Source organism: Bacillus sp. MMSF_3328 (assembly GCF_030733525.1).
Classification (GTDB): domain Bacteria; phylum Bacillota; class Bacilli; order Bacillales; family Cytobacillaceae; genus Bacillus_AB; species Bacillus_AB infantis.
Window position 1 is genome coordinate 44,990 of the sequence record NZ_JASHIV010000006.1, and the last position, 17,524, is coordinate 62,513.

At 45.9% G+C, this 17,524-nt stretch carries 18 protein-coding genes; 4 read left to right on the forward strand and 14 right to left on the reverse strand.

What is annotated here, in order from left to right; translation table 11 throughout:
* Positions 1-3: 3 nt before the first annotated feature.
* Positions 4-1,287, reverse strand: coding sequence for a GntP family permease (locus RBB45_RS12110; protein ID WP_224951335.1), 1,284 nt, complete (start codon positions 1,285-1,287; stop codon positions 4-6).
* Positions 1,288-1,452: 165 nt separating this feature from the next.
* On the opposite strand from RBB45_RS12110, the gene RBB45_RS12115 reads away from it, so the two are divergent.
* Positions 1,453-2,343: a LysR family transcriptional regulator gene (locus tag RBB45_RS12115; RefSeq protein WP_224951333.1), complete on the forward strand. Its 891-nt coding sequence runs from the start codon at positions 1,453-1,455 to the stop codon at positions 2,341-2,343.
* 56 nt (positions 2,344-2,399) lie between these two features.
* On the opposite strand, the gene RBB45_RS12120 is transcribed toward RBB45_RS12115, so the two are convergent.
* From RBB45_RS12120 to RBB45_RS12165, 10 genes are all read right to left on the reverse strand, one after another.
* Entirely contained in the window at positions 2,400-3,134 is a 735-nt protein-coding gene (locus RBB45_RS12120) for an SIS domain-containing protein (protein ID WP_224951331.1), read from the reverse strand.
* Positions 3,131-3,865 carry a KDGP aldolase gene (locus tag RBB45_RS12125; RefSeq protein WP_371931584.1) on the reverse strand — a complete coding sequence of 245 codons (735 nt, stop codon included), beginning with the start codon at positions 3,863-3,865 and terminating at the stop codon, positions 3,131-3,133. Before RBB45_RS12125 ends, RBB45_RS12120 begins: the two co-directional genes overlap by 4 nt.
* Complete coding sequence (locus RBB45_RS12130) at positions 3,843-4,574, reverse strand: creatininase family protein (protein WP_224951328.1); 732 nt, start codon at positions 4,572-4,574, stop codon at positions 3,843-3,845. Before RBB45_RS12130 ends, RBB45_RS12125 begins: the two co-directional genes overlap by 23 nt.
* Before the next feature lie 12 nt (positions 4,575-4,586).
* Positions 4,587-5,579, reverse strand: coding sequence for a phosphotriesterase family protein (locus RBB45_RS12135; protein WP_224951326.1), 993 nt, complete (start codon positions 5,577-5,579; stop codon positions 4,587-4,589).
* 77 nt (positions 5,580-5,656) lie between these two features.
* Positions 5,657-6,952, reverse strand: coding sequence for a PTS ascorbate transporter subunit IIC (locus RBB45_RS12140; RefSeq protein ID WP_224951324.1), 1,296 nt, complete (start codon positions 6,950-6,952; stop codon positions 5,657-5,659).
* A 21-nt stretch (positions 6,953-6,973) separates the two neighbouring features.
* Positions 6,974-7,240 (reverse strand): PTS sugar transporter subunit IIB, encoded by a 267-nt coding sequence (locus RBB45_RS12145; RefSeq protein ID WP_224951322.1) that lies wholly within the window; start codon positions 7,238-7,240, stop codon positions 6,974-6,976.
* Between the two features lie 2 nt (positions 7,241-7,242).
* On the reverse strand, positions 7,243-7,680 hold the full coding sequence (locus RBB45_RS12150) for a PTS sugar transporter subunit IIA (RefSeq protein ID WP_224951321.1): 438 nt from the start codon (positions 7,678-7,680) through the stop codon (positions 7,243-7,245).
* A gap of 19 nt (positions 7,681-7,699) precedes the next feature.
* Positions 7,700-9,820: a BglG family transcription antiterminator gene (locus RBB45_RS12155; RefSeq protein ID WP_306009622.1), complete on the reverse strand. Its 2,121-nt coding sequence runs from the start codon at positions 9,818-9,820 to the stop codon at positions 7,700-7,702.
* A gap of 281 nt (positions 9,821-10,101) precedes the next feature.
* Complete coding sequence (locus tag RBB45_RS12160; protein WP_224951318.1) at positions 10,102-10,962, reverse strand: EamA family transporter; 861 nt, start codon at positions 10,960-10,962, stop codon at positions 10,102-10,104.
* A 91-nt stretch (positions 10,963-11,053) separates the two neighbouring features.
* Complete coding sequence (locus tag RBB45_RS12165; protein ID WP_224951316.1) at positions 11,054-12,490, reverse strand: glycoside hydrolase family 1 protein; 1,437 nt, start codon at positions 12,488-12,490, stop codon at positions 11,054-11,056.
* 237 nt (positions 12,491-12,727) lie between these two features.
* Here RBB45_RS12165 and RBB45_RS12170 point away from each other — a divergent pair, with 237 nt between their 5' ends.
* Positions 12,728-13,453 (forward strand): MurR/RpiR family transcriptional regulator, encoded by a 726-nt coding sequence (locus tag RBB45_RS12170; protein WP_009791838.1) that lies wholly within the window; start codon positions 12,728-12,730, stop codon positions 13,451-13,453.
* 61 nt (positions 13,454-13,514) lie between these two features.
* Here the strand turns inward: RBB45_RS12170 and RBB45_RS12175 are convergent, their stop codons facing one another.
* Complete coding sequence (locus tag RBB45_RS12175; protein ID WP_306009623.1) at positions 13,515-14,279, reverse strand: GNAT family N-acetyltransferase; 765 nt, start codon at positions 14,277-14,279, stop codon at positions 13,515-13,517.
* Between the two features lie 248 nt (positions 14,280-14,527).
* Here RBB45_RS12175 and RBB45_RS12180 point away from each other — a divergent pair, with 248 nt between their 5' ends.
* A complete protein-coding gene (locus RBB45_RS12180; RefSeq protein WP_009791840.1) occupies positions 14,528-14,938 on the forward strand; it encodes a potassium channel family protein in 411 nt (136 codons plus the stop codon).
* Between the two features lie 55 nt (positions 14,939-14,993).
* On the opposite strand, the gene nhaC is transcribed toward RBB45_RS12180, so the two are convergent.
* On the reverse strand, positions 14,994-16,415 hold the full coding sequence (gene nhaC / locus RBB45_RS12185) for a Na+/H+ antiporter NhaC (protein WP_306009624.1): 1,422 nt from the start codon (positions 16,413-16,415) through the stop codon (positions 14,994-14,996).
* 455 nt (positions 16,416-16,870) lie between these two features.
* Here nhaC and RBB45_RS12190 point away from each other — a divergent pair, with 455 nt between their 5' ends.
* A complete protein-coding gene (locus RBB45_RS12190; protein ID WP_094769120.1) occupies positions 16,871-17,275 on the forward strand; it encodes a DUF2500 domain-containing protein in 405 nt (134 codons plus the stop codon).
* A gap of 47 nt (positions 17,276-17,322) precedes the next feature.
* Here the strand turns inward: RBB45_RS12190 and RBB45_RS12195 are convergent, their stop codons facing one another.
* Complete coding sequence (locus RBB45_RS12195) at positions 17,323-17,508, reverse strand: hypothetical protein (RefSeq protein WP_306009625.1); 186 nt, start codon at positions 17,506-17,508, stop codon at positions 17,323-17,325.
* Positions 17,509-17,524 lie beyond the last annotated feature (16 nt).

The window sequence follows — 17,524 nt, forward strand, 5'->3', positions numbered from 1 at the left end:
TTTTTAAATGATGCCCATGCCTGCAAGCAGGAGGGCGATGGCCATTGAAATCGCCGGAATGACAAGGCCAACCATGAAGACATCTTTATAGCTGTCTTTATGGGTCGATTTTGTCACTGCTAACAAGGTCAGCAATGCGCCGTTATGCGGCAGGATGGACGCGCCGGATGCGATCGCCGCCATCCGGTGGAAGGCTTCAGGACTGATTCCCGAGTTCTGGGCGAGATGTGCGTAAGTATCACCCAGTGCCTGCAGGGCAATCCCCATCCCCCCTGATGCCGACCCGGTGATCATTGCTAGCACCTGCACAATCAGCGATTCTGAAACGAGCGGATTATCAGAAATGCCAAGGAGCATGCCGGTGATCTTATCAAAATCAGGCACCGCTGTAACAACTGAGCCGAATCCGACGGCGGCACTCGTATTAATGATGGCCATTACTGACCCTTTCCCGCCTTCATTGATGGCTGGGATGAAAGTTTTATATTGTTTAATATTAATAAGTATGATGGCAGCAATCCCCGCTATAAGTGACGGAATGGCTTCGAGTTTTACAAAGTCCAGCAAAATGACAACAATCAGAAGCGGCAGAAGAGATAAAATCCAATTGGGCAGCACTTCATTTTTATCTGCTTCTTTTTCCTCGCCTGCTGCATCCTTGAAGATGATGCCTTTGGCAGAAAAGCTTTTTTCCCGGAATGTCAGCCATAAATAGCCTCCAGCCGCCATGATAAGAGTCGCTGCGATCCCCATGATCGTTCCGGCCATTGGCGTCGTTCCGAATGTGACCATCGGAATCAGATTCTGGATCTGCGGCGTGCCAGGCATTGAGGTCATGGTAAACGTAAATGCACCGAGCACAATTGTTGGCGCAATCAGATTCCGTGAGATATCCGCTTCCTTGAATAAGGCGACAGCAATAGGATAAATTGCAAACACAACAACAAACAGGCTGACCCCGCCATATGTCAGGATGGCTGAGGACATAAGCACGCCCAGGATGGCCCGCTTTTTGCCGATGAACTTTGTAATCTGATAGGCGACCGACTTGGCAGCGCCTGTATCTTCCATCAGCTTCCCGAATACCGCTCCAAGCAGGAAAATCGGAAACCATTTTTTTGTAAAATCAACGAATCCGCCCATATACGTATCCGTGTAAGTACTCATTAAATCAAGGCCGCTCATTAAAGCGACAGCTCCGGCTACAATCGGAGCCACCCAGATAATCGACCAGCCCATATAGGCAAGCAGCATTAAAAGGATCAGGCCGATCACAATACTCAGCATTCTTTTTCCCCCTAAACTTCAAGGGCTTTTCTTCCTGCCCTTATTCTGTTCACCCTGTTAACAAGGAACAAAGGAAATTTTACTCCCGCAGGAATAATAAGTAAAATGAATTATAACTATAGTTCCTATGCAAAAAATTCATAGATAGAGGAAAGAGGAAAGCATGTGGATATACGCCAACTGACCTATTTTATTGAAGTTGCCCAGCAAAAGAGCTTTACTAAGGCTTCGAGCGTTCTTCATCTCACACAGCCAACACTCAGCAAAATGGTCAAAAGTCTTGAGGATGAACTTGATATCGAGCTCATTGACCGCTCTGCACGCCAGATTGAATTGACAGAAGCAGGTGAAATCGTATATGAACAGGGGCAGAAGGTAATCGAATCGATCAATGATCTATCGACACACCTTTATGACCTGATGAACCTGAAGAAGGGAAAAATCAAAATCGGCATCCCGCCGCTGATAGGGGTGTTATTTTTTCCAAAGGTAATTAAATCGTTTAAGGAGAAATATCCGGATGTGGAGATTCTGCTGACTGAACACGGTGCCAATAAAGTCATGGAAGAGGTGGCAGAGGGACTGCTCGACTTCGGGGTAGCTGTGCTGCCGGCAGATGAGTCGCAGTTTGACATCACCCCTTTCATACATGAAGAACTGATGCTTTATATGCATGCCACCTCTCCTTTCTCCCAAAAGCAAGAAGTGAAGTTAGCTGACCTCCAGGAGGAATCCTTTATATTGTTCAGCGAGGAATTCACCCTCCATGACCGCATCACCGAAGCCTGCATCAAAGCCGGCTTCCGGCCGAAAGTCGCCTATGAAAGCTCCCAGTGGGACTTTATCAGCGAGATGATCGCTGAAAATCTGGGGATTGCAATCCTGCCTCCATCCATCGCCAAAAGGATGAACTCGGACCACATCAGGAATGTCAGGCTCAAGGGGCCGTCCATTCCATGGAGGCTTGGAATCATCCAGAAAAAAGGGCGTTATGTATCGCATGCAACACGGGAGTTTATTAGGGGGATTACGGGGATGTATGAGGCAAAGGAGTAAAGAAGAATATTTAAAATAAAAACTGCCCCTCATTAATTTTGAGCGGCAGCTTTTACCTATGACAGCAGAGGTATTCTAGTTTTATACTTCTCAACAAGCCTATTATTATGCTCATCCGCCCCATCAATATTTCCACTTAGAAAGATAGGCGGTTCATGTCCTCTGTCAGCCATTATTTTGATCGCTTCTGCAAAAATAGCATTCAAAATAGTGCTTCCTGCTACTGTTGAGGTTGGAGCAAACGGGACAGCAACTTTATCGTATTGAAGAATGGCGTCTCCTGGGACTGAGTGGTTATCGATGACCAGATCAGCTGAGTTATATAAGTATTTCCCGCTGTTATGCCTGGAAGGCTGGCTCTGAGAGTATTCAATGGATGTAAGGGCAATCACATATGCGCCATTTCTCTTTGCCTCCTGTGCTACATCGACTGGTACTGGATTCCTCCCAGAGGTGGATAGGACAAATACGGTATCATCCTTCTGAATATCCTGTTCCTGAAGAAAGCTTCTGGCATAATCATTTTTCCGTTCAATTTGAGAAGAGCGGAGAGCCCCTTCATGAAGCATAAGCGGTTCATGAAAGATGGGCTTAATGGGTACAAGCCCGCCGGCCCTATAAAAGACTTCTTCAGTAAGGATATGGGAGTGTCCGCAGCCAAAAAGCTGGACGATGCCTCCATTCAAAATTGATTCTGCTGCCTTCCCGGCGGCCTTTGACATAGCATCCTTCTCATTCTCCAGGATTACATCAAGTCTTTCCTTTGCCTTGTTAAAATAATTCTCAATCATGATAATCCCCCCTTGGCTTTCTTTACGATCTTTGCAACCTCTTCAGCAAGGGTCCTTCCGGTATGCTTATCAATCGTTGACCCAAAGATATGGGGCATGAATAAAGGAATGCCTGTATCTTTAACCGCAGCAATGATTTCTGTGATATTGGACTCTGAAATGCCTCCGGCAGGTTCGATTGCCATAATTCCTTTTTGGGCAGCGGCTTTTGTTAGATACGTTAGCTCTTCGAGATGGATGGTTCCCTTTAAAGGCATAAACTTAATCGATGGAATCCCCATTGCCGCTGCCAGCTCTACAAGCTCTTCTGCCGCCATCTCAACGCCGCCGGCCTTTACATAACCAATCCTTCCAGTTGGTGCAACAAGGCCGTTAACCATCTGCTTCTGTCCCATTCCATATAGGACTCCCCTTACATAACTGGATTTCTCAAAAGGCTGGTTAATATGGCCCGGCTGTGACTTAGCAGCAATGCCGAGAACTTTCTCCCAGTTAGCGGGATTCCCGCCATCGCCAAGCCCTATACTGACCAATGGGGCGACTTCTTTTATCTCTTCTACGGTTTTAGCAGCTTCCTCAATAGCAGTAAAATCGGAAGATACGATTCCCGGGACGATATAGCCTTCGCCAGCAGATATAATTTCCTCCGCATTCTCTTTATCCTTGGCAAGGAAATTGAAAAGAATGTAATCATTAAGTTTTTTCATCTCATTTAATATCATCTTTTGCACCTTCAATCATAGCTGCCATATTTTCTATGGCTTTATGGATGATTATCTCTCCCTTTTCTTTCGTAGCCAGTTTGGCATTTCCTAATACAGCGGAAGACGTAAACTCCTCCCATGGCGTCGGTGTGGCATCAGCACTCAGAGGAATTACGGGCACGTCATTGATTGCCTTTGACATGTCTACATATTCCTCTGCCAGGTAGAGCATGTAAGACGTCTCAATTTCGCACGCGTGAAAATAGCTCGAATGGGCAGAGGGAGTCTCTCTGACTGATTCGGTTACTTCTTTTACGCCAGGATAGAAAAGGTAGAGGACTTTAAGATTCGGAATTTCACTGTACAGCTTGCGTGCAGCTTCTTTTAATGCAACTGCATTACCAAGATGGCCGTTGATCACAGCAAATACACGGAAGCCTTGTTCATACAGGCTCCTTCCAATATCAGCAATCAGGCTGATCAGGGATTCATTGCTTACATTGATGCTCCCGGGAAAGTTTTTCAGGCTCCATACCTGTCCATATGGAAGCGTTGGGAGGATATAAGCTCCTGTTTTCTCTGCCACTCTCTCAGCCAGCCTTTCAGCCAGTACATTATCGGTCCCGAGCGGAAGATGGGGGCCATGCGCCTCTACAGCCCCAATTGGCAATATAGCTGTTTTTGCAGCTTTTATTTTCTCTTTTACTTCAAAGGAATTCTCATTCTGAAATATCATGGTTTTGGCCACCTACTTTTTGAAGGCAAAGCACTTTGCCGGATTTTCTACGAAGAATTTGCGGATCAGCTTTTCCCCATTAAACCCTTGTCTGTTTGCGTCATCTATGAATCTTGGAACCCACTTGGCAATAATATATTCCAGTCCCAGCCCATAGTCATAATGCTTGTAGTACGTCTTCCTTGCCGTATCCCCGCTGACCAGAATCTGATTTTCATATCCTTTTTTTACGAGTTCTAGAATACAGGCGATTCGTGCGCTTTCTGGTGCGTATTTAATTTTGGCAATGCCATCAAAGCAGAGATAAGCGCCTGTACTGGCAATTTGTTCATGATAATAAGGATCAGGATTGCGGTCCATATGGCCAAAGCTCATATAGGATAAATCCACCCCTTCACTTTTTAACAATTCAATCTGCTCAAGGCCCATCGTTCCCGCTTCTGTATGGGAATGCATAGGTGCTCTAGTTTCATGATGCGCCCTCGCAACTGCCCTCAGCGTTTTTTCCTCCAGCGGTGTTATCCGGTTATAACCGGTGCCGAATTTCACTTGTCCAGCTTTCATAGACGTTCCTTCTAGGCCCTCATCCACCTCTCTTATGACAAAATCCGCAAGCTCATTTATGGATGCTGAATCAATCCATTCAGCATAAGTCCGATGATTTCCCAGGATCGGCTTTAAGTTTTCCTTGATGCCCGCATCCCAAAGGAAACTCTTGTTAAAACCTGCTGTACCGACTATATGGATATCCAGCTCTTCGGATATTTCTTTTACTGCCTGCACATCGCGCCCATAATCCACAGCTGTGGCGTCAATGATCGAACGGCCGCCATGTGCTTTGAAATCTGCGACATCCAGCTTGGACTTTTCCTTATCATCCAGGAGCAGATCATCTTCGTTTCTTTCCGCCCAATAGGCAGGACGGCAGACGATATGTTCGTGGGAATAGGTAAAACCTAATTCTTCAGGAGAAATATCTCCCCTCAGTGTGCGTATGAAACTCATGTTGGAACCTCCCTAATTTAGTTATTACTGGAATAAGCAAAGGGCATTTTCATGCCCTTCCCAGAAAATTCCCTCTATTAAAAGAACAGCTGTGCCAGAAACCTGACCATCGGGGCCAGAATAAACATATCAGAATCCGCTGCCCACATGGCCGAATCCGGAATGGTATCAGCTATCAGCATTTTGACCATTACATATTGCCCCCAGGCTACTACAGTTGCCGTAATAAAACCGCCCAATACAGCCCCTCTTACTCCACCGGTTGCATTCCCGAATACACCGGCCGTCGCACCATGGAAAAAGAGTACAATCATGGTTGGTACAAACACATAGCTCACTGTATTCCCCAGTACCAGCAGCCAAAGAATCGCCCCTGCAAAAGCACCAAGGAATCCAAGGATGACTGCATTCGGTGCATATGTGAATACAATCGGGCTATCAAGAGCCGGCTTTGCTCCCGGCACCAGCTTAGTCGCAATTCCGTTGAAGGCAGGAACAATTTCCCCAATGAACATCCTAACCCCCATCAATACAATGGCAATTCCCCCAGCAAACGTAAACGATTGCACAATAGAGTAAATAATGAAATTCTGATCACCGGCCTGAGCAATCAGCTCGGCAGCTTCCGGGGTATTCTTTGTTGACAGGATAATGGCACCTATCAAGAACAGCAATCCCATTGTCATGGCAGTAATGACATTGGAATCTCTTAAAAATTCCAGTCCCTTAGGGAGCTTGATTTTCTCTGAATCATTTTCCTTATTGCCGAGCACCTTACCCGCGAGGGCAGCCAAAAGGGCTACTGATGCGGAGGTGTGTCCTAAGGCAACATTGTCATTGCCTGTAATTTTTCTCATAAAAGGCTGTGTCACAGCAGGCTGGAGCGTCCAGTAAATTCCCATAAAGATAGATAGGAAGACGACCAGTTTTCCAAATGAGACATCACCAACACTATGGACAACTACACCCGCAAAAATGGTAGTGGTCCAGAACATCATATGTCCTGTCAGATAGATAAATTTAAATCTCGTAAATCTGGCAAGGAGTACATTTATCAAAAAACCAACAGTCATTGCCAGCGTGACTGCACTTCCATATTTTGCATTGAAGGCATCCTGTCCCATAAAGGACCCAAGAGATTCACCTTCAAGATTGAAAACTTCCTTCCATAATGGCTCAAATACCATTAAAGCGTTCACGATTACATTGGAGCCTGCTCCAATGACCAGGAACCCGATGATCGCCTTAAATGTACCCGAGGTAAGCTGGCTGAAGTTCTTTTTCTGCAGCAGCAGACCCAGCAGCACAATAAACCCGAGCAAGATCGCCGGTGTGCCAAATATATTTGAGGCTATCCACTTAATAGCTTCCATCCCAAATTCCCCCTATAGCTATTATTCCAATCCGTTTTCCAAAGCTGTCTTAATTTCATTCATATCGAAATAGTTATTCACCACTAACACCTTTGAGCCTGTCCCCTGCAGGGTATCTGCCAGCTCGTTGCTGGTGATGATATAATCGGATGACATACTTGAGGCACTCGATACGTCCGTATTTTCCACATCGGCAGTTTTGCCCATATCCCTTAAAGCAGTTTCAACATTCATTCTTAAAATCAGGCTAGTTCCTTGTCCCAGTCCGCATACACATAAAATTTTCATAGTTAGTTCCTCCCTAATATCTCTTGTATTTGTTCATAGCTTGAACTCTGCTTCAATCTCTCTACATTCTCAGTATTACTTAGCATAACCATCAGCTTCTGCAGAATCTGCAAATGCTCGTCACTGCTTGATGCCCCTAAAGCAAATACCAGCTGAACTGGATCATTGGCCTTATTGCCGAAAACAACCGGGTCTTTCAGTTTTACAAAGGATACCGATGCTTCCTTCACCCCGTCCTCCGGTCTTGCATGCGGCAGGGCGATCTGGGGGGCCAGTACAAAATAAGGGCCGTTTTTGTGATAGGAGCTGACCATAGCCTCAATATAAGATGTTTCAGCCGCTCCGCCATTAACAAGTAGTTTTCCTGCCTTCCTAATGGCTTCTTCAGGTGTTGCCGCTTCTACATTGAAAGCAGCCAGGTTCTCTTCAATAAACTTCATGTTGATGTACCTCTCTTGTTCACTGATCTTGTGCTGAGTAATGTCTAATCATTTCAAAGATCTCATCTGCACTTTCTGCTTTTATCAGCTGCTGCTTATTGCCTTCTGCAGTCATCATGCGCGTTAATTGAGAAAGTGCCAGCAGATGAGAGTCACCATCTATTGCAGCCAGTACAACAATTAAATTTACTTCATGGCTCTTTTGTCCGGAGAAAGCGATGCCATTTTTCAGCCTCAACAAACTCAGCCCCAATTTTTCTACTCCATCTTCGGGCTTGGCATGGGGAATCGCAACCCCAGGGGCGATGACAATATATGGACCCATCTTCACAACGGTATCTATCATTTTTTGAACATAGCCTTCTGTTATGGCTCCGCTCTCAACCAGAGGCCTGGAAGCAAGCCTGATTGCTTCCTTCCAGTCCGCAGCATCATCCTCGAGGAGAATATGCGAGGGCTTTAGCAAATCCTGCAGCCGCGGTTTTTCTATTTTCTGCACCTGTGTATTGTTCTCTGCAAGATAGGTCTGCAAAGCCCTTTGCAATGACTTTTTGTCTTTGATAACGGAATGGGTCCCGATAATGTCTATTAATGCTTCTACAGATCTTTGCTTTGGCTTAACACCAATGATAGCGTTTACCTTTTTGAGCAGCTCTTCCTTCTCATTCTCTGTTAGGATGGCGCTTACTGTAAAAACAGGGATTCGGTTCTGCTTCAAATCAGTGGTGGAGATAATAAAGTCAGCCTGATTTTCATAGTTTTTGTACTCCCTTAAAGAAAAACAGCCAACTATATCTACGGTAGAAAACAATCCCTCAAGCTGATGCTGGAGAAGGCGGGAGGTGCCGATGCCGCTCGTACATACAACGAGTGCTTTCTTCCTTTTTGCGGGTAGCGTCCCCAGCTTTCTCATCCAGCCGCCAAAATGAAGTGCGATGAGGGCAACTTCGTTATCGCTCGCCGCTTTGCCAGTTAGCTTCTCCAGGCTGGGAATGACTTTTTTGGTCAGCTGAAAGATATCTGGATATTTTTCTTTAATAGCGGAAGCAATATCAGTTTCAGCTTCAATATCGTAAAGAACCCTATAGTATGCGGGTTTAACATGAAGCAGAAGGCCGCTCTCTATTTCTTGCCTCGCTTCAAAGAATACGCAGGCATATCTTTGAAAATCTGTCACCATTTCCTCGACTACTTGCATGAGCTGCTTTGCTATTCGCCCCTTATCTTCGTGAAAGGGGGCACTCGTCACATTTACCCGGGAACTAAGCAGATGTTTAGTAATGTAATAGATTTCATCTTCAGGAAGCTTTAAACGAAACAGATCTGAAAGTCCCTTGCCGATGGCTTGTGCAGCACGGAATTCCATTGTTCCTGCAAGTGCTTCCTTTTCATAGCCGTCAATCTGAACTTCGTCTCCCTGGGCCGCTCTGCTTGCAAAGAGCAGAAGCCGGAAAGCGAGATTATAGTGAAATTCGTCAGTAAACTGGATGCCAAGCTCTCTTTCTGTAGCTGTCACCAAATGCTGGACTGAGTATAATTTCTCATCATCCCATAGATCAATTTCCTCATAGTAGTTCCGGAAAGGAAGCTCCCGTCCCCAAAACAGGTTCTCCGCTGCACCTGCCGGCAGTGCATGCTGAAGATAATAAATGAGTGCCTTCCTCTTACTCCCCTCATCACCTTCTATGAGGTAGCCGAATTTTCGATCCCATACAAGTTTGAGATAATACTTTTTCAGATCTGCTTTAAGCTCTTTCAGATCATCAATGGTTGTATTGCGGCTCACCCTTGTTCTCTCCATCAGGCTTTCCAGATATAAAGCCTTGTCTGATGACATGAGATAGATTGCAAGCAGGCCTTTTCTTTCTACCTGAGAAAGCTCATAATGCTGAACCGTCTTTGTGCCGGCATCGGTTAACACCGCTTCCCTCGTTTCGTCCTCCAGCTTAAAACCTGTTGATCTGACGTATTTAACTGCGGGTAGATGCCGATCCTCCAGCCAGCCGTTAATTTTCCCTATGTCATAATACACTGTTCTTCTGGATATATTGAACTTCTCGATCAGGGCTTTAATGGTTACATAAGTATCCTGCTTTGCAAGGTAAGTCAATAAAGACATACTTCGTTTATCGATAAACATTGACTGTTCCTCCTTTGCACATTAGAATGTGCAAAAGCTTTCTCTTTTAAAAGAGTGTTGCCTTATTTATACTATACTCCCACGGTTCAGAAATGAGGAAGACCAAATGACGGCCATCCTATTTGTGCAAAAATGGACTATTTATAATATTTTTGATTTTCGGTGACTTAGCTTGGTTGTATAAGGACTGCTTTTTCACGGGATTCTCAAACAAAACAGGACCGCTTTCCTAAAAAGGAATAGCAGCCCCATAACTTCATTGAATATTTTGAATCCCTATACTAAAAAACTAGAAAAACCGTCCCCAAAGTGATGATTGCCCCGCCCACAATAGTATGCTTTCTCGCTTTTTCTTTTAAAATAACGAAGCTCAAAATCATAGTGATCACCACACTGAATTTGTCAATCGGAGCCACGACGGAGACCTTGCCAATCGCGAGCGCCCCGAAGTAGCAGAGCCAGGACAGCCCTGTTGCCGCTCCCGAAAGGATGAGAAACAGATAGCCTTTGGAGGAGATAGTTTTCATTTCCCGGTATGTCTTCTGGTAAAAAACAATGGCCCATGCAAACAGGAGAATGACGATGGTCCTCAGAAAGGTAGCGACATTGGAATCTACCCCCTCCATTCCGATTTTGGCCAGGATTGAGGTCAGGGCAGCAAAAACAGCGCCCAATATCGCGTACACAATATAGCTTTGTGATCCGGTGAATCTCTTTTTGTCTTCATTTTTGCCGATCAGCACGAAGGTGCCAATGGTGATGAGGGCACCTCCGGCCAGGATTTGGGGCGCTGCGGGCTCGCCAAGCAGCAAAATGGAGAGGATGATCGTCAGGACGATGCTGGACTTATCAATCGGCACGACCTTGGAAACCTCGCCGATTCCCAGCGCTTTGAAGAAAAACAGCCAGGACAGCCCTGTGGCGAAGCCTGATAAAATAATGAAAAGCATGGCTTTCGGCTGTATCGCAGCGATTGTGCCGAACTTGCCTGTGATCAGGACCATGAGGAAAGCGAGGAGCAGGACAACGATCGTCCTGACGGCAGTTGCCAGGTTGGTGTTTACATTTTCCATCCCGATTTTCGCCAGGATATTGGTCATTGAGGCGAAAAGAGCGGCCAATAATGCGAGGATAATACTCATTGTGACATCTCCCTTGAATAGGATGCCTGCCCAAATAAAAAGGCTGCCGGTTACAGCAGCCTTAGACTGGGTACATCCGGGTTCTTGTACCCTATAGTGTACGCCCGTTTGTCCCGATTACATCCTTATACCAATAAAAAGATTTCTTTCTGCTTCTCTCCATGGTGCCGGTTCCGTCATCCTGCTTGTCCACATAGATGAATCCATAGCGCTTTGAGAATTCACCCGTCGACATGCTGACCATGTCGATGCAGCCCCAGCTTGTATAGCCCATCAAATCAACTCCGTCTTCAATGGCCTCCCCCATCGCTTCAATATGGCCGCGGAGGTAATCGATCCGGTAATCATCATTGATTGTGCCGTCTTCCTCAGGTTCATCATAGGCACCCAGACCGTTTTCAACTACGAAAAGCGGCTTCTGGTAGCGGTCATGCAGCAGGTTCAAACTGATCCGCAGCCCTTCTGGATCAATCTCCCAGCCCCAGTCGCTTCTCTTCAGGAACGGATTGCGGACGCCTCCGATCAGATTGCCCTGTGAAGCTTCTTCATCTGACTTCTCCTTCTTCTCGGTGCGGGACATATAATAGCTGAAGCCGATATAATCGACAGTCCCTTCGCTGATAATATCCAGGTCTCCTTCTTCCATTTCAAGCTGGATACCATGATCTTTAAAGTATCTGTCCATATAGGAAGGATATGCTCCCCTGACCTGCACATCTGCACAAAAATAGTTGAAGAGCTGTTCTTCCCTTAAGCTGTGCATCACATTGGCCGGATTGCTGTCATAAGAATACACAGGGGCAAACAGGATCATGCATCCGATCCTGGATTCAGGGCTGATTTCCCGGCACAGCTTCACTGCAAGAGCGCTGGCGACAAATTGATGGTGATACGCCTGGAATGTGGCTTGATAACGGTCTTTTTCTTCTTGGATGGAAAAGCCCAGCCCCTGAATCGGCATGACAAGGCCGCTGTTGATTTCATTAAAGGTCATCCAATACCTTACTTTATCCTTATAACGGGTTAAAACTGTCCTTGTATATTTTTCAAAAAAAGAAACGGCCTTCCGGCTTCTCCAGCCGCCATATTCCTTCACCAGATGAAGCGGCATTTCATAGTGGGAGAGTGTTACGACCGGCTCAATGCCATGCTTATGAAGCTCATCAAAGACACGGTCATAGAATGCCAATCCCTCTTCATTTGCTTCAGCTTCATCCCCGTTCGGAAAAATCCGCGTCCACGCAATCGACATCCGGAAAGCCTTGAAGCCCATTTCCGCGAACAAAGCGATATCCTCCTGATAGCGATGGTAAAAATCAATCGCTTCATGGTTGGGATAATAGTAATCGTCAGGATGGATCTCAAAGTCAAAGCCCGGCCTTGTTAAAATGTCATAGCGCCCTTTTCCGCCGGGAAGGACGTCTGCTATATTCAGTCCCTTGCCTCCTTGATTATAGGCGCCTTCTATTTGGTTGGCTGCCGTCGCGCCTCCCCATAAAAAACCTTCTGGAAAACGGTATTCTTTCATGATGTTGCCTCCTCTGGCTGATCCTATTTTACTTTTAGCTTATTCTTCTCTTAATAAGCCTTGTACTAAGTATCTTAACGCTGAATCTCAAGAAGAGTAAATGAAGACTGCCCATTCAGTTCTTTTTTACCGAAAATGAGAATTGTTTCATAACTGAAACACTATGTTTCAGAGAGCATGCTTGTGATAAAATAGAAAAACGATTGATGATATCCTTTAGATAGGAGCGGAACAGCCTTGTTTACAAATGAAATGATTGCCAGCTTTAATCCGCTTGAGATTTCTCTATATAATTATATTTCCCAAAATCGCGAGAAAGTGGTCTATATGCGGATCCGGGAGCTGGCAGATGAAACACATGTGTCGACAAGTACGATTCTCCGCTTTTGCCGCAAACTGAATTGCGAAGGTTTTTCGGAGTTTAAGGTAAAGCTGAAAATGGAGCTGAAAGAACAGCAGGGAGCAAACATCAAAAGCTCACGGGAGTCGGCAGCCGAATTTCTGGAAAGGGCGCTTAAAGGGGATCTTGAGGAGAGCATTGCAAAAGCTTCCAGGCTTGTGGCAGAGGCAGACAGTGTCATTTTTATCGGGATCGGAAGCTCAGGCATCCTGGCGGAATATGGGGCAAGATATTTTTCAAGCTTAGGCGCTTTCTCGCTGTATATAAAAGATCCTCATTTTCCGATCCATTCAAAGTGGCAGAAAAACAGCGTTGTCATTGCCCTCTCCGTTTCAGGGGAAACGCCTTTTACAGTTGCCCACCTGAATAGGCTGAAGCAGGAAGGAAGCAGAGTCATCAGCATTACGAATAACCGCGCTTCCACGATTGCAAAGATATCTGACTTAAATATCTCTTATTATGTAAGCGAAGAGTTTATGGGAGAGTCGAATATCACCACTCAGGTTCCGGTTGTGTATATTCTTGAATCGATGGGCAGGGAGATACATCGGCTTGGCCATTAATGTAAAAAGACCGGAAATAAAATTTAAGACCCTGCCTCACCATATCGCTGAAAATCCAAATCTAGCCTAAGCCACCCAGCGCCTTTAATCGCTTCACCGCCGAATGCACAGTCAGCCTATGATAAGAAATCAGTCTCTTTTTAAAAACTGCCCCATAAATGCCATACGGTGCCGGCGAAAGGCGCAGCAGCTCTTCCCTGCTTGTCAGCTCAATGATATTCGCTCTCAGCCCCAGTTTTTCTGCAGCGGCTGTGAGGTTGTCTGCCGCAATTTCCACAAACGGACACTGCGGCATTCGCAGAATCGTCAGTTCCTCGAATGGTTCCAGCCGCTTCTTCCAGTCACCGGGAAAATAGGGGTCAGGATCATCCCCAAATTTATAAACCATGAGCTCGAACCCATAGGGAGCCCTTCCTTTTTCCACAAATCCATGCTTGATGAAAATGTCGGCGCTTGGCGTCCAGGAGGTATCCGGATTCGTGATTACGATGACACCTGCTTTCTGCTGCTTTCTGGCATCCTCCAAGCAACGCTCAATCAATTGCGAGGCATAGCCTTTCCCTGTCACATGCACCCAAAGGCAATGGATGACAAGATAATTTTCCCCATAGACAGCCCTTGAGGAAAATTCGATCGGCGTATATTCAATGAATCCGGCCTGTCTGCCGTTCTCCAGGACTTTCAAATACTTCAGGCCCTCTGTAAATCTCTCGGTCAGCCATAGATTTTTATTTTGGTAGCCTGAGGAACCCGGCTTGCTGCGCAGGCAGTAGCAGCCTTCCCCAAGACATTCTCCATTTAGTTCTTTCAGTACTGCAGCAGGCATATTTCTCCCCTTCCTTTTTCTCTAGTTTGCAAGGATGCGTATAAGATAAGGATGATGAGAGCCCAATTTTATCCGTCATCTTTCTTCTTTTTTCATCCGTTTCGCTTCCATGCATATTATTTCTTCACACCGGCCGCATTTCCTCCTTTTACCAGATAGGAACGTTTGCTGGCAGTTCTAACGTTTACCCGCCGACCATTAAGGTCAAATACATAATATAGGCTGGATACAAGGAGGTTCACTTTGTTTTGAGTTCTGTTTTAACAGGGGCTGCCCTCGTTTTTATCGGGGCAAATCTGTATTATTTTTTTGCCAATAAGTCCTATAAGAAGAGCCGCTTCAGCTCTGTCTTATTTTTGAAGTTGTTTTTTGTGATGCTCGGCCTCACGCTTGGCTTTTCCGTCATTTTTTACGCCCTTTCATTCGATGATGTGGTGCTGCGGGTTGGAACACTGGACGGGAAGCCTGCCGACCAATCGTTTATGAATCTGCTCTATTTCAGCGGAGTCACCATTCTATCTGTCGGCTACGGAGACCTGATCCCGGTAGGTTCACTCCGGTTTTTTGCCCTGCTTGAAGCTGCCATTGGTGTCCTGCTGCCAACTGCTTATTTTATGAAAGCGATGGGTTCTTCAGGGAAAGAAGAAGAGCAGGATTAGGGTGAAAATAAAGAAAGGCTGCCAGACAACATTGTCTGGCAGCCTCTTTATTATGTTATGATGCTTCCACCGTTTTCATGGAAGTTTTCTTCTTTGGACGATCTTTCTCAGTCATGGTCAGCCCGGTGAATCCGTAGAACAGGGATACGAGCGGAGTGATCAGGGCAAGGAAACAGAATGGCAGATAGGCCCCTGTTGCAACGCCAAGTGCGCCTGCGGTATAAATGCCGCTTCCAGTCCACGGGACAAGTGAGGAGCTTTGTGTCCCGGTGTCTTCCAATATCCTCGACAGATTCTCAGGCTTGAGGTTAAGCCGTTCAAAAATAGGTCTCATCAGTGTTCCGCCCATGACGGTCGAGAAGTATACCGATCCGCCGATGGCAAGTGTTGCATAGCTGACAAGAATTGTCACAAGGGATAAAACACCAGTGCTTTGGATCTTATCAGCAAAAGAAGCAATGAGCGCTTCCAGGACGCCGGATTCGGCGAGCATCCCGCCAAGGCCGAGCGCGAACAGGAACAGCGCAATGAGCGCCAGCATGCTGACCAGTCCGCCGCGCTGAAGCAGGCTGTCGGCCATTTCGATGCCGGACTCTACTCCATAGCCATTATAAAAAATGCTGATCGTTTCTGAAAAACTGAAGCCCTGATAAACGATGGCAATGATTCCGCCAACGGCTGCACCGATAAAGATGGCCGGGATGGCCGGCTTTTTCAGCATAAGCATCCCGATCAGGACGATGACAGGAATCATCGGCACCAGCCCGAGATTAAATGCTTCAGCCAAATAGGATGTCAGTTCATTTACACTTGCGGCATCTACAGTGGCTCCGCTGTATCTAAAGCCAATGAAGGTGAAAATGATCGCCGTGATCAGATAAGCGGGTACAGTCGTCCAGAGCATATGCTTGATATGGCTGAACAAATCTCCGCCTGAGACGGTCGGAGCCAGATTCGTCGTGTCAGACAAGGGCGACATTTTATCCCCGAAATACGCACCGCTAATGATGGCGCCGGCTGTCACGCCGACAGGTATGCCTAATGTGGTCCCTACACCCATCATGGCAATCCCTGCTGTTCCGATGGTTCCCCAGGAAGTCCCTGTTGCCACAGACACCAGTGAACAGAACAAAAGAGTCGTAACAAGGAAGAACTGTGGAGATATGGCTTTAATTCCATAATAGATCAAGGTAGGCACGGTTCCAGATGCAATCCATGCACCGATTAAAATGCCGACGGTTAATAGAATCAGCGAAGGCTGCAGCGCCTTGCTCATCGATGACAGCATCGATTTCTCCACTTGCTTATAAGAGTATCCCAATCCCATCATGAAAGGGATCAATACAAGCATACTAATAAACATCAGAATTTGAATCGGTGCATCAAAAGCAAGAATGCCGACCGAAATAACGGCAATCGCCGCAAATAGCATTAATAGCGCATAAATAAAAGACGGTTTTCTAATATCGGTTTCCAACCAACCACTCCTTACGGTAAATTTTGATCTTACAACTGTCCTGGAATGTTTTTTGACATGAATGAAATAAGATCGTGTGTTTTTGCAGTACGAGGTTAAATAGGATAAAACAGAGGGCCCTAAAAAGGGCAGCAGCGTGCAAAGCTTGTTGTGACAGGCTTTACTTGGAAGGCTTTTGCAGGGGTACCTTCCCGCTGACCTTTTAAAAAGGTATATAAAAATAATACTATAGTGGAATTTTTCTGTAAATTCCGATATAAGCGCATATTTCATGATGAAATATGGTGAGCTGACTTCAGAGCTTTTTAACTCCTATATTCTTAGTAATGCGCTGGTATGGTCAGGGAGGCTTCCCGAAAGGCAAATAGGACAGGCCTCATACAATAGGACTCTTGAAACCTTTTCCTGCTCTGTAACGTATGCTTTATAGAGGACACTGCGAAAGGAGCATTGATATGCCAGAACCATTTTTCATGGGGGACTTTATCTTTCAGGCTGCCCCCGTTTTTATTGGCATCATATTTATCATCGTTATCGGCGGCCTTATATTCAACATCTTCAAAGGGGTCGGCCAGTGGCAGAAAAATGAGCAGTCCCCCAGGCTGAGTGTAACGGCCGCAGTCAAATCAAAGCGGACAGATGTATCCAGGAGATCACATGCCCATCATGATAACCATCATCATGTTTCCTCAAGCACCCGCTATTATGTGACATTTGAATTTGACAGCGGCGACCGCTCGGAATTCCATGTATCAGGGAAAGAATATGGTTTACTTGCAGAAGGAGACGCCGGGATGCTGACGTTTCAGGGAACAAGGTATTTGGGGTTTGAGAGGAATAGAGGGCAGGGCCATTCTTAAGGAGAGGCGGGGCTTTGCCTCTCCTTCATTTCTTGCTCTCCTATCTTTCAGGAATGTCTCATTCTCTGCATCCTGTTTATAACGACTAAGAGAACCTCAATATCAGCCTGGAGTTCTTTTTGATAAATTTCATCTTCGCATTGTTCATAATCCTGCCTCAGACGAAAAAGTTCTTCCATAAACAAATCCAGTTCTTCCTCCATTATGCCAGTCTTTGGCTGTTTGTGTGCCATCGATATCCTCCTGTTA

Excerpts from the sequence above, each read along its gene's own strand:
- RBB45_RS12110 (WP_224951335.1), bottom strand. The coding sequence starts at position 1,287 with ATGCTGAGTATTGTGATCGGCCTGATCCTTTTAATGCTGCTTGCCTAT.
- RBB45_RS12120 (WP_224951331.1), bottom strand. The coding sequence starts at position 3,134 with ATGATTGAGAATTATTTTAACAAGGCAAAGGAAAGACTTGATGTAATC.
- RBB45_RS12130 (WP_224951328.1), bottom strand. The coding sequence starts at position 4,574 with ATGATATTTCAGAATGAGAATTCCTTTGAAGTAAAAGAGAAAATAAAA.
- RBB45_RS12135 (WP_224951326.1), bottom strand. The coding sequence starts at position 5,579 with ATGAGTTTCATACGCACACTGAGGGGAGATATTTCTCCTGAAGAATTA.
- RBB45_RS12140 (WP_224951324.1), bottom strand. The coding sequence starts at position 6,952 with ATGGAAGCTATTAAGTGGATAGCCTCAAATATATTTGGCACACCGGCG.
- RBB45_RS12145 (WP_224951322.1), bottom strand. The coding sequence starts at position 7,240 with ATGAAAATTTTATGTGTATGCGGACTGGGACAAGGAACTAGCCTGATT.
- RBB45_RS12150 (WP_224951321.1), bottom strand. The coding sequence starts at position 7,680 with ATGAAGTTTATTGAAGAGAACCTGGCTGCTTTCAATGTAGAAGCGGCA.
- RBB45_RS12155 (WP_306009622.1), bottom strand. The coding sequence starts at position 9,820 with ATGTTTATCGATAAACGAAGTATGTCTTTATTGACTTACCTTGCAAAG.
- RBB45_RS12160 (WP_224951318.1), bottom strand. The coding sequence starts at position 10,962 with ATGAGTATTATCCTCGCATTATTGGCCGCTCTTTTCGCCTCAATGACC.
- RBB45_RS12165 (WP_224951316.1), bottom strand. The coding sequence starts at position 12,490 with ATGAAAGAATACCGTTTTCCAGAAGGTTTTTTATGGGGAGGCGCGACG.
- RBB45_RS12175 (WP_306009623.1), bottom strand. The coding sequence starts at position 14,279 with ATGCCTGCTGCAGTACTGAAAGAACTAAATGGAGAATGTCTTGGGGAA.
- RBB45_RS12190 (WP_094769120.1), top strand. The coding sequence starts at position 16,871 with ATGCCAGAACCATTTTTCATGGGGGACTTTATCTTTCAGGCTGCCCCC.
- RBB45_RS12195 (WP_306009625.1), bottom strand. The coding sequence starts at position 17,508 with ATGGCACACAAACAGCCAAAGACTGGCATAATGGAGGAAGAACTGGAT.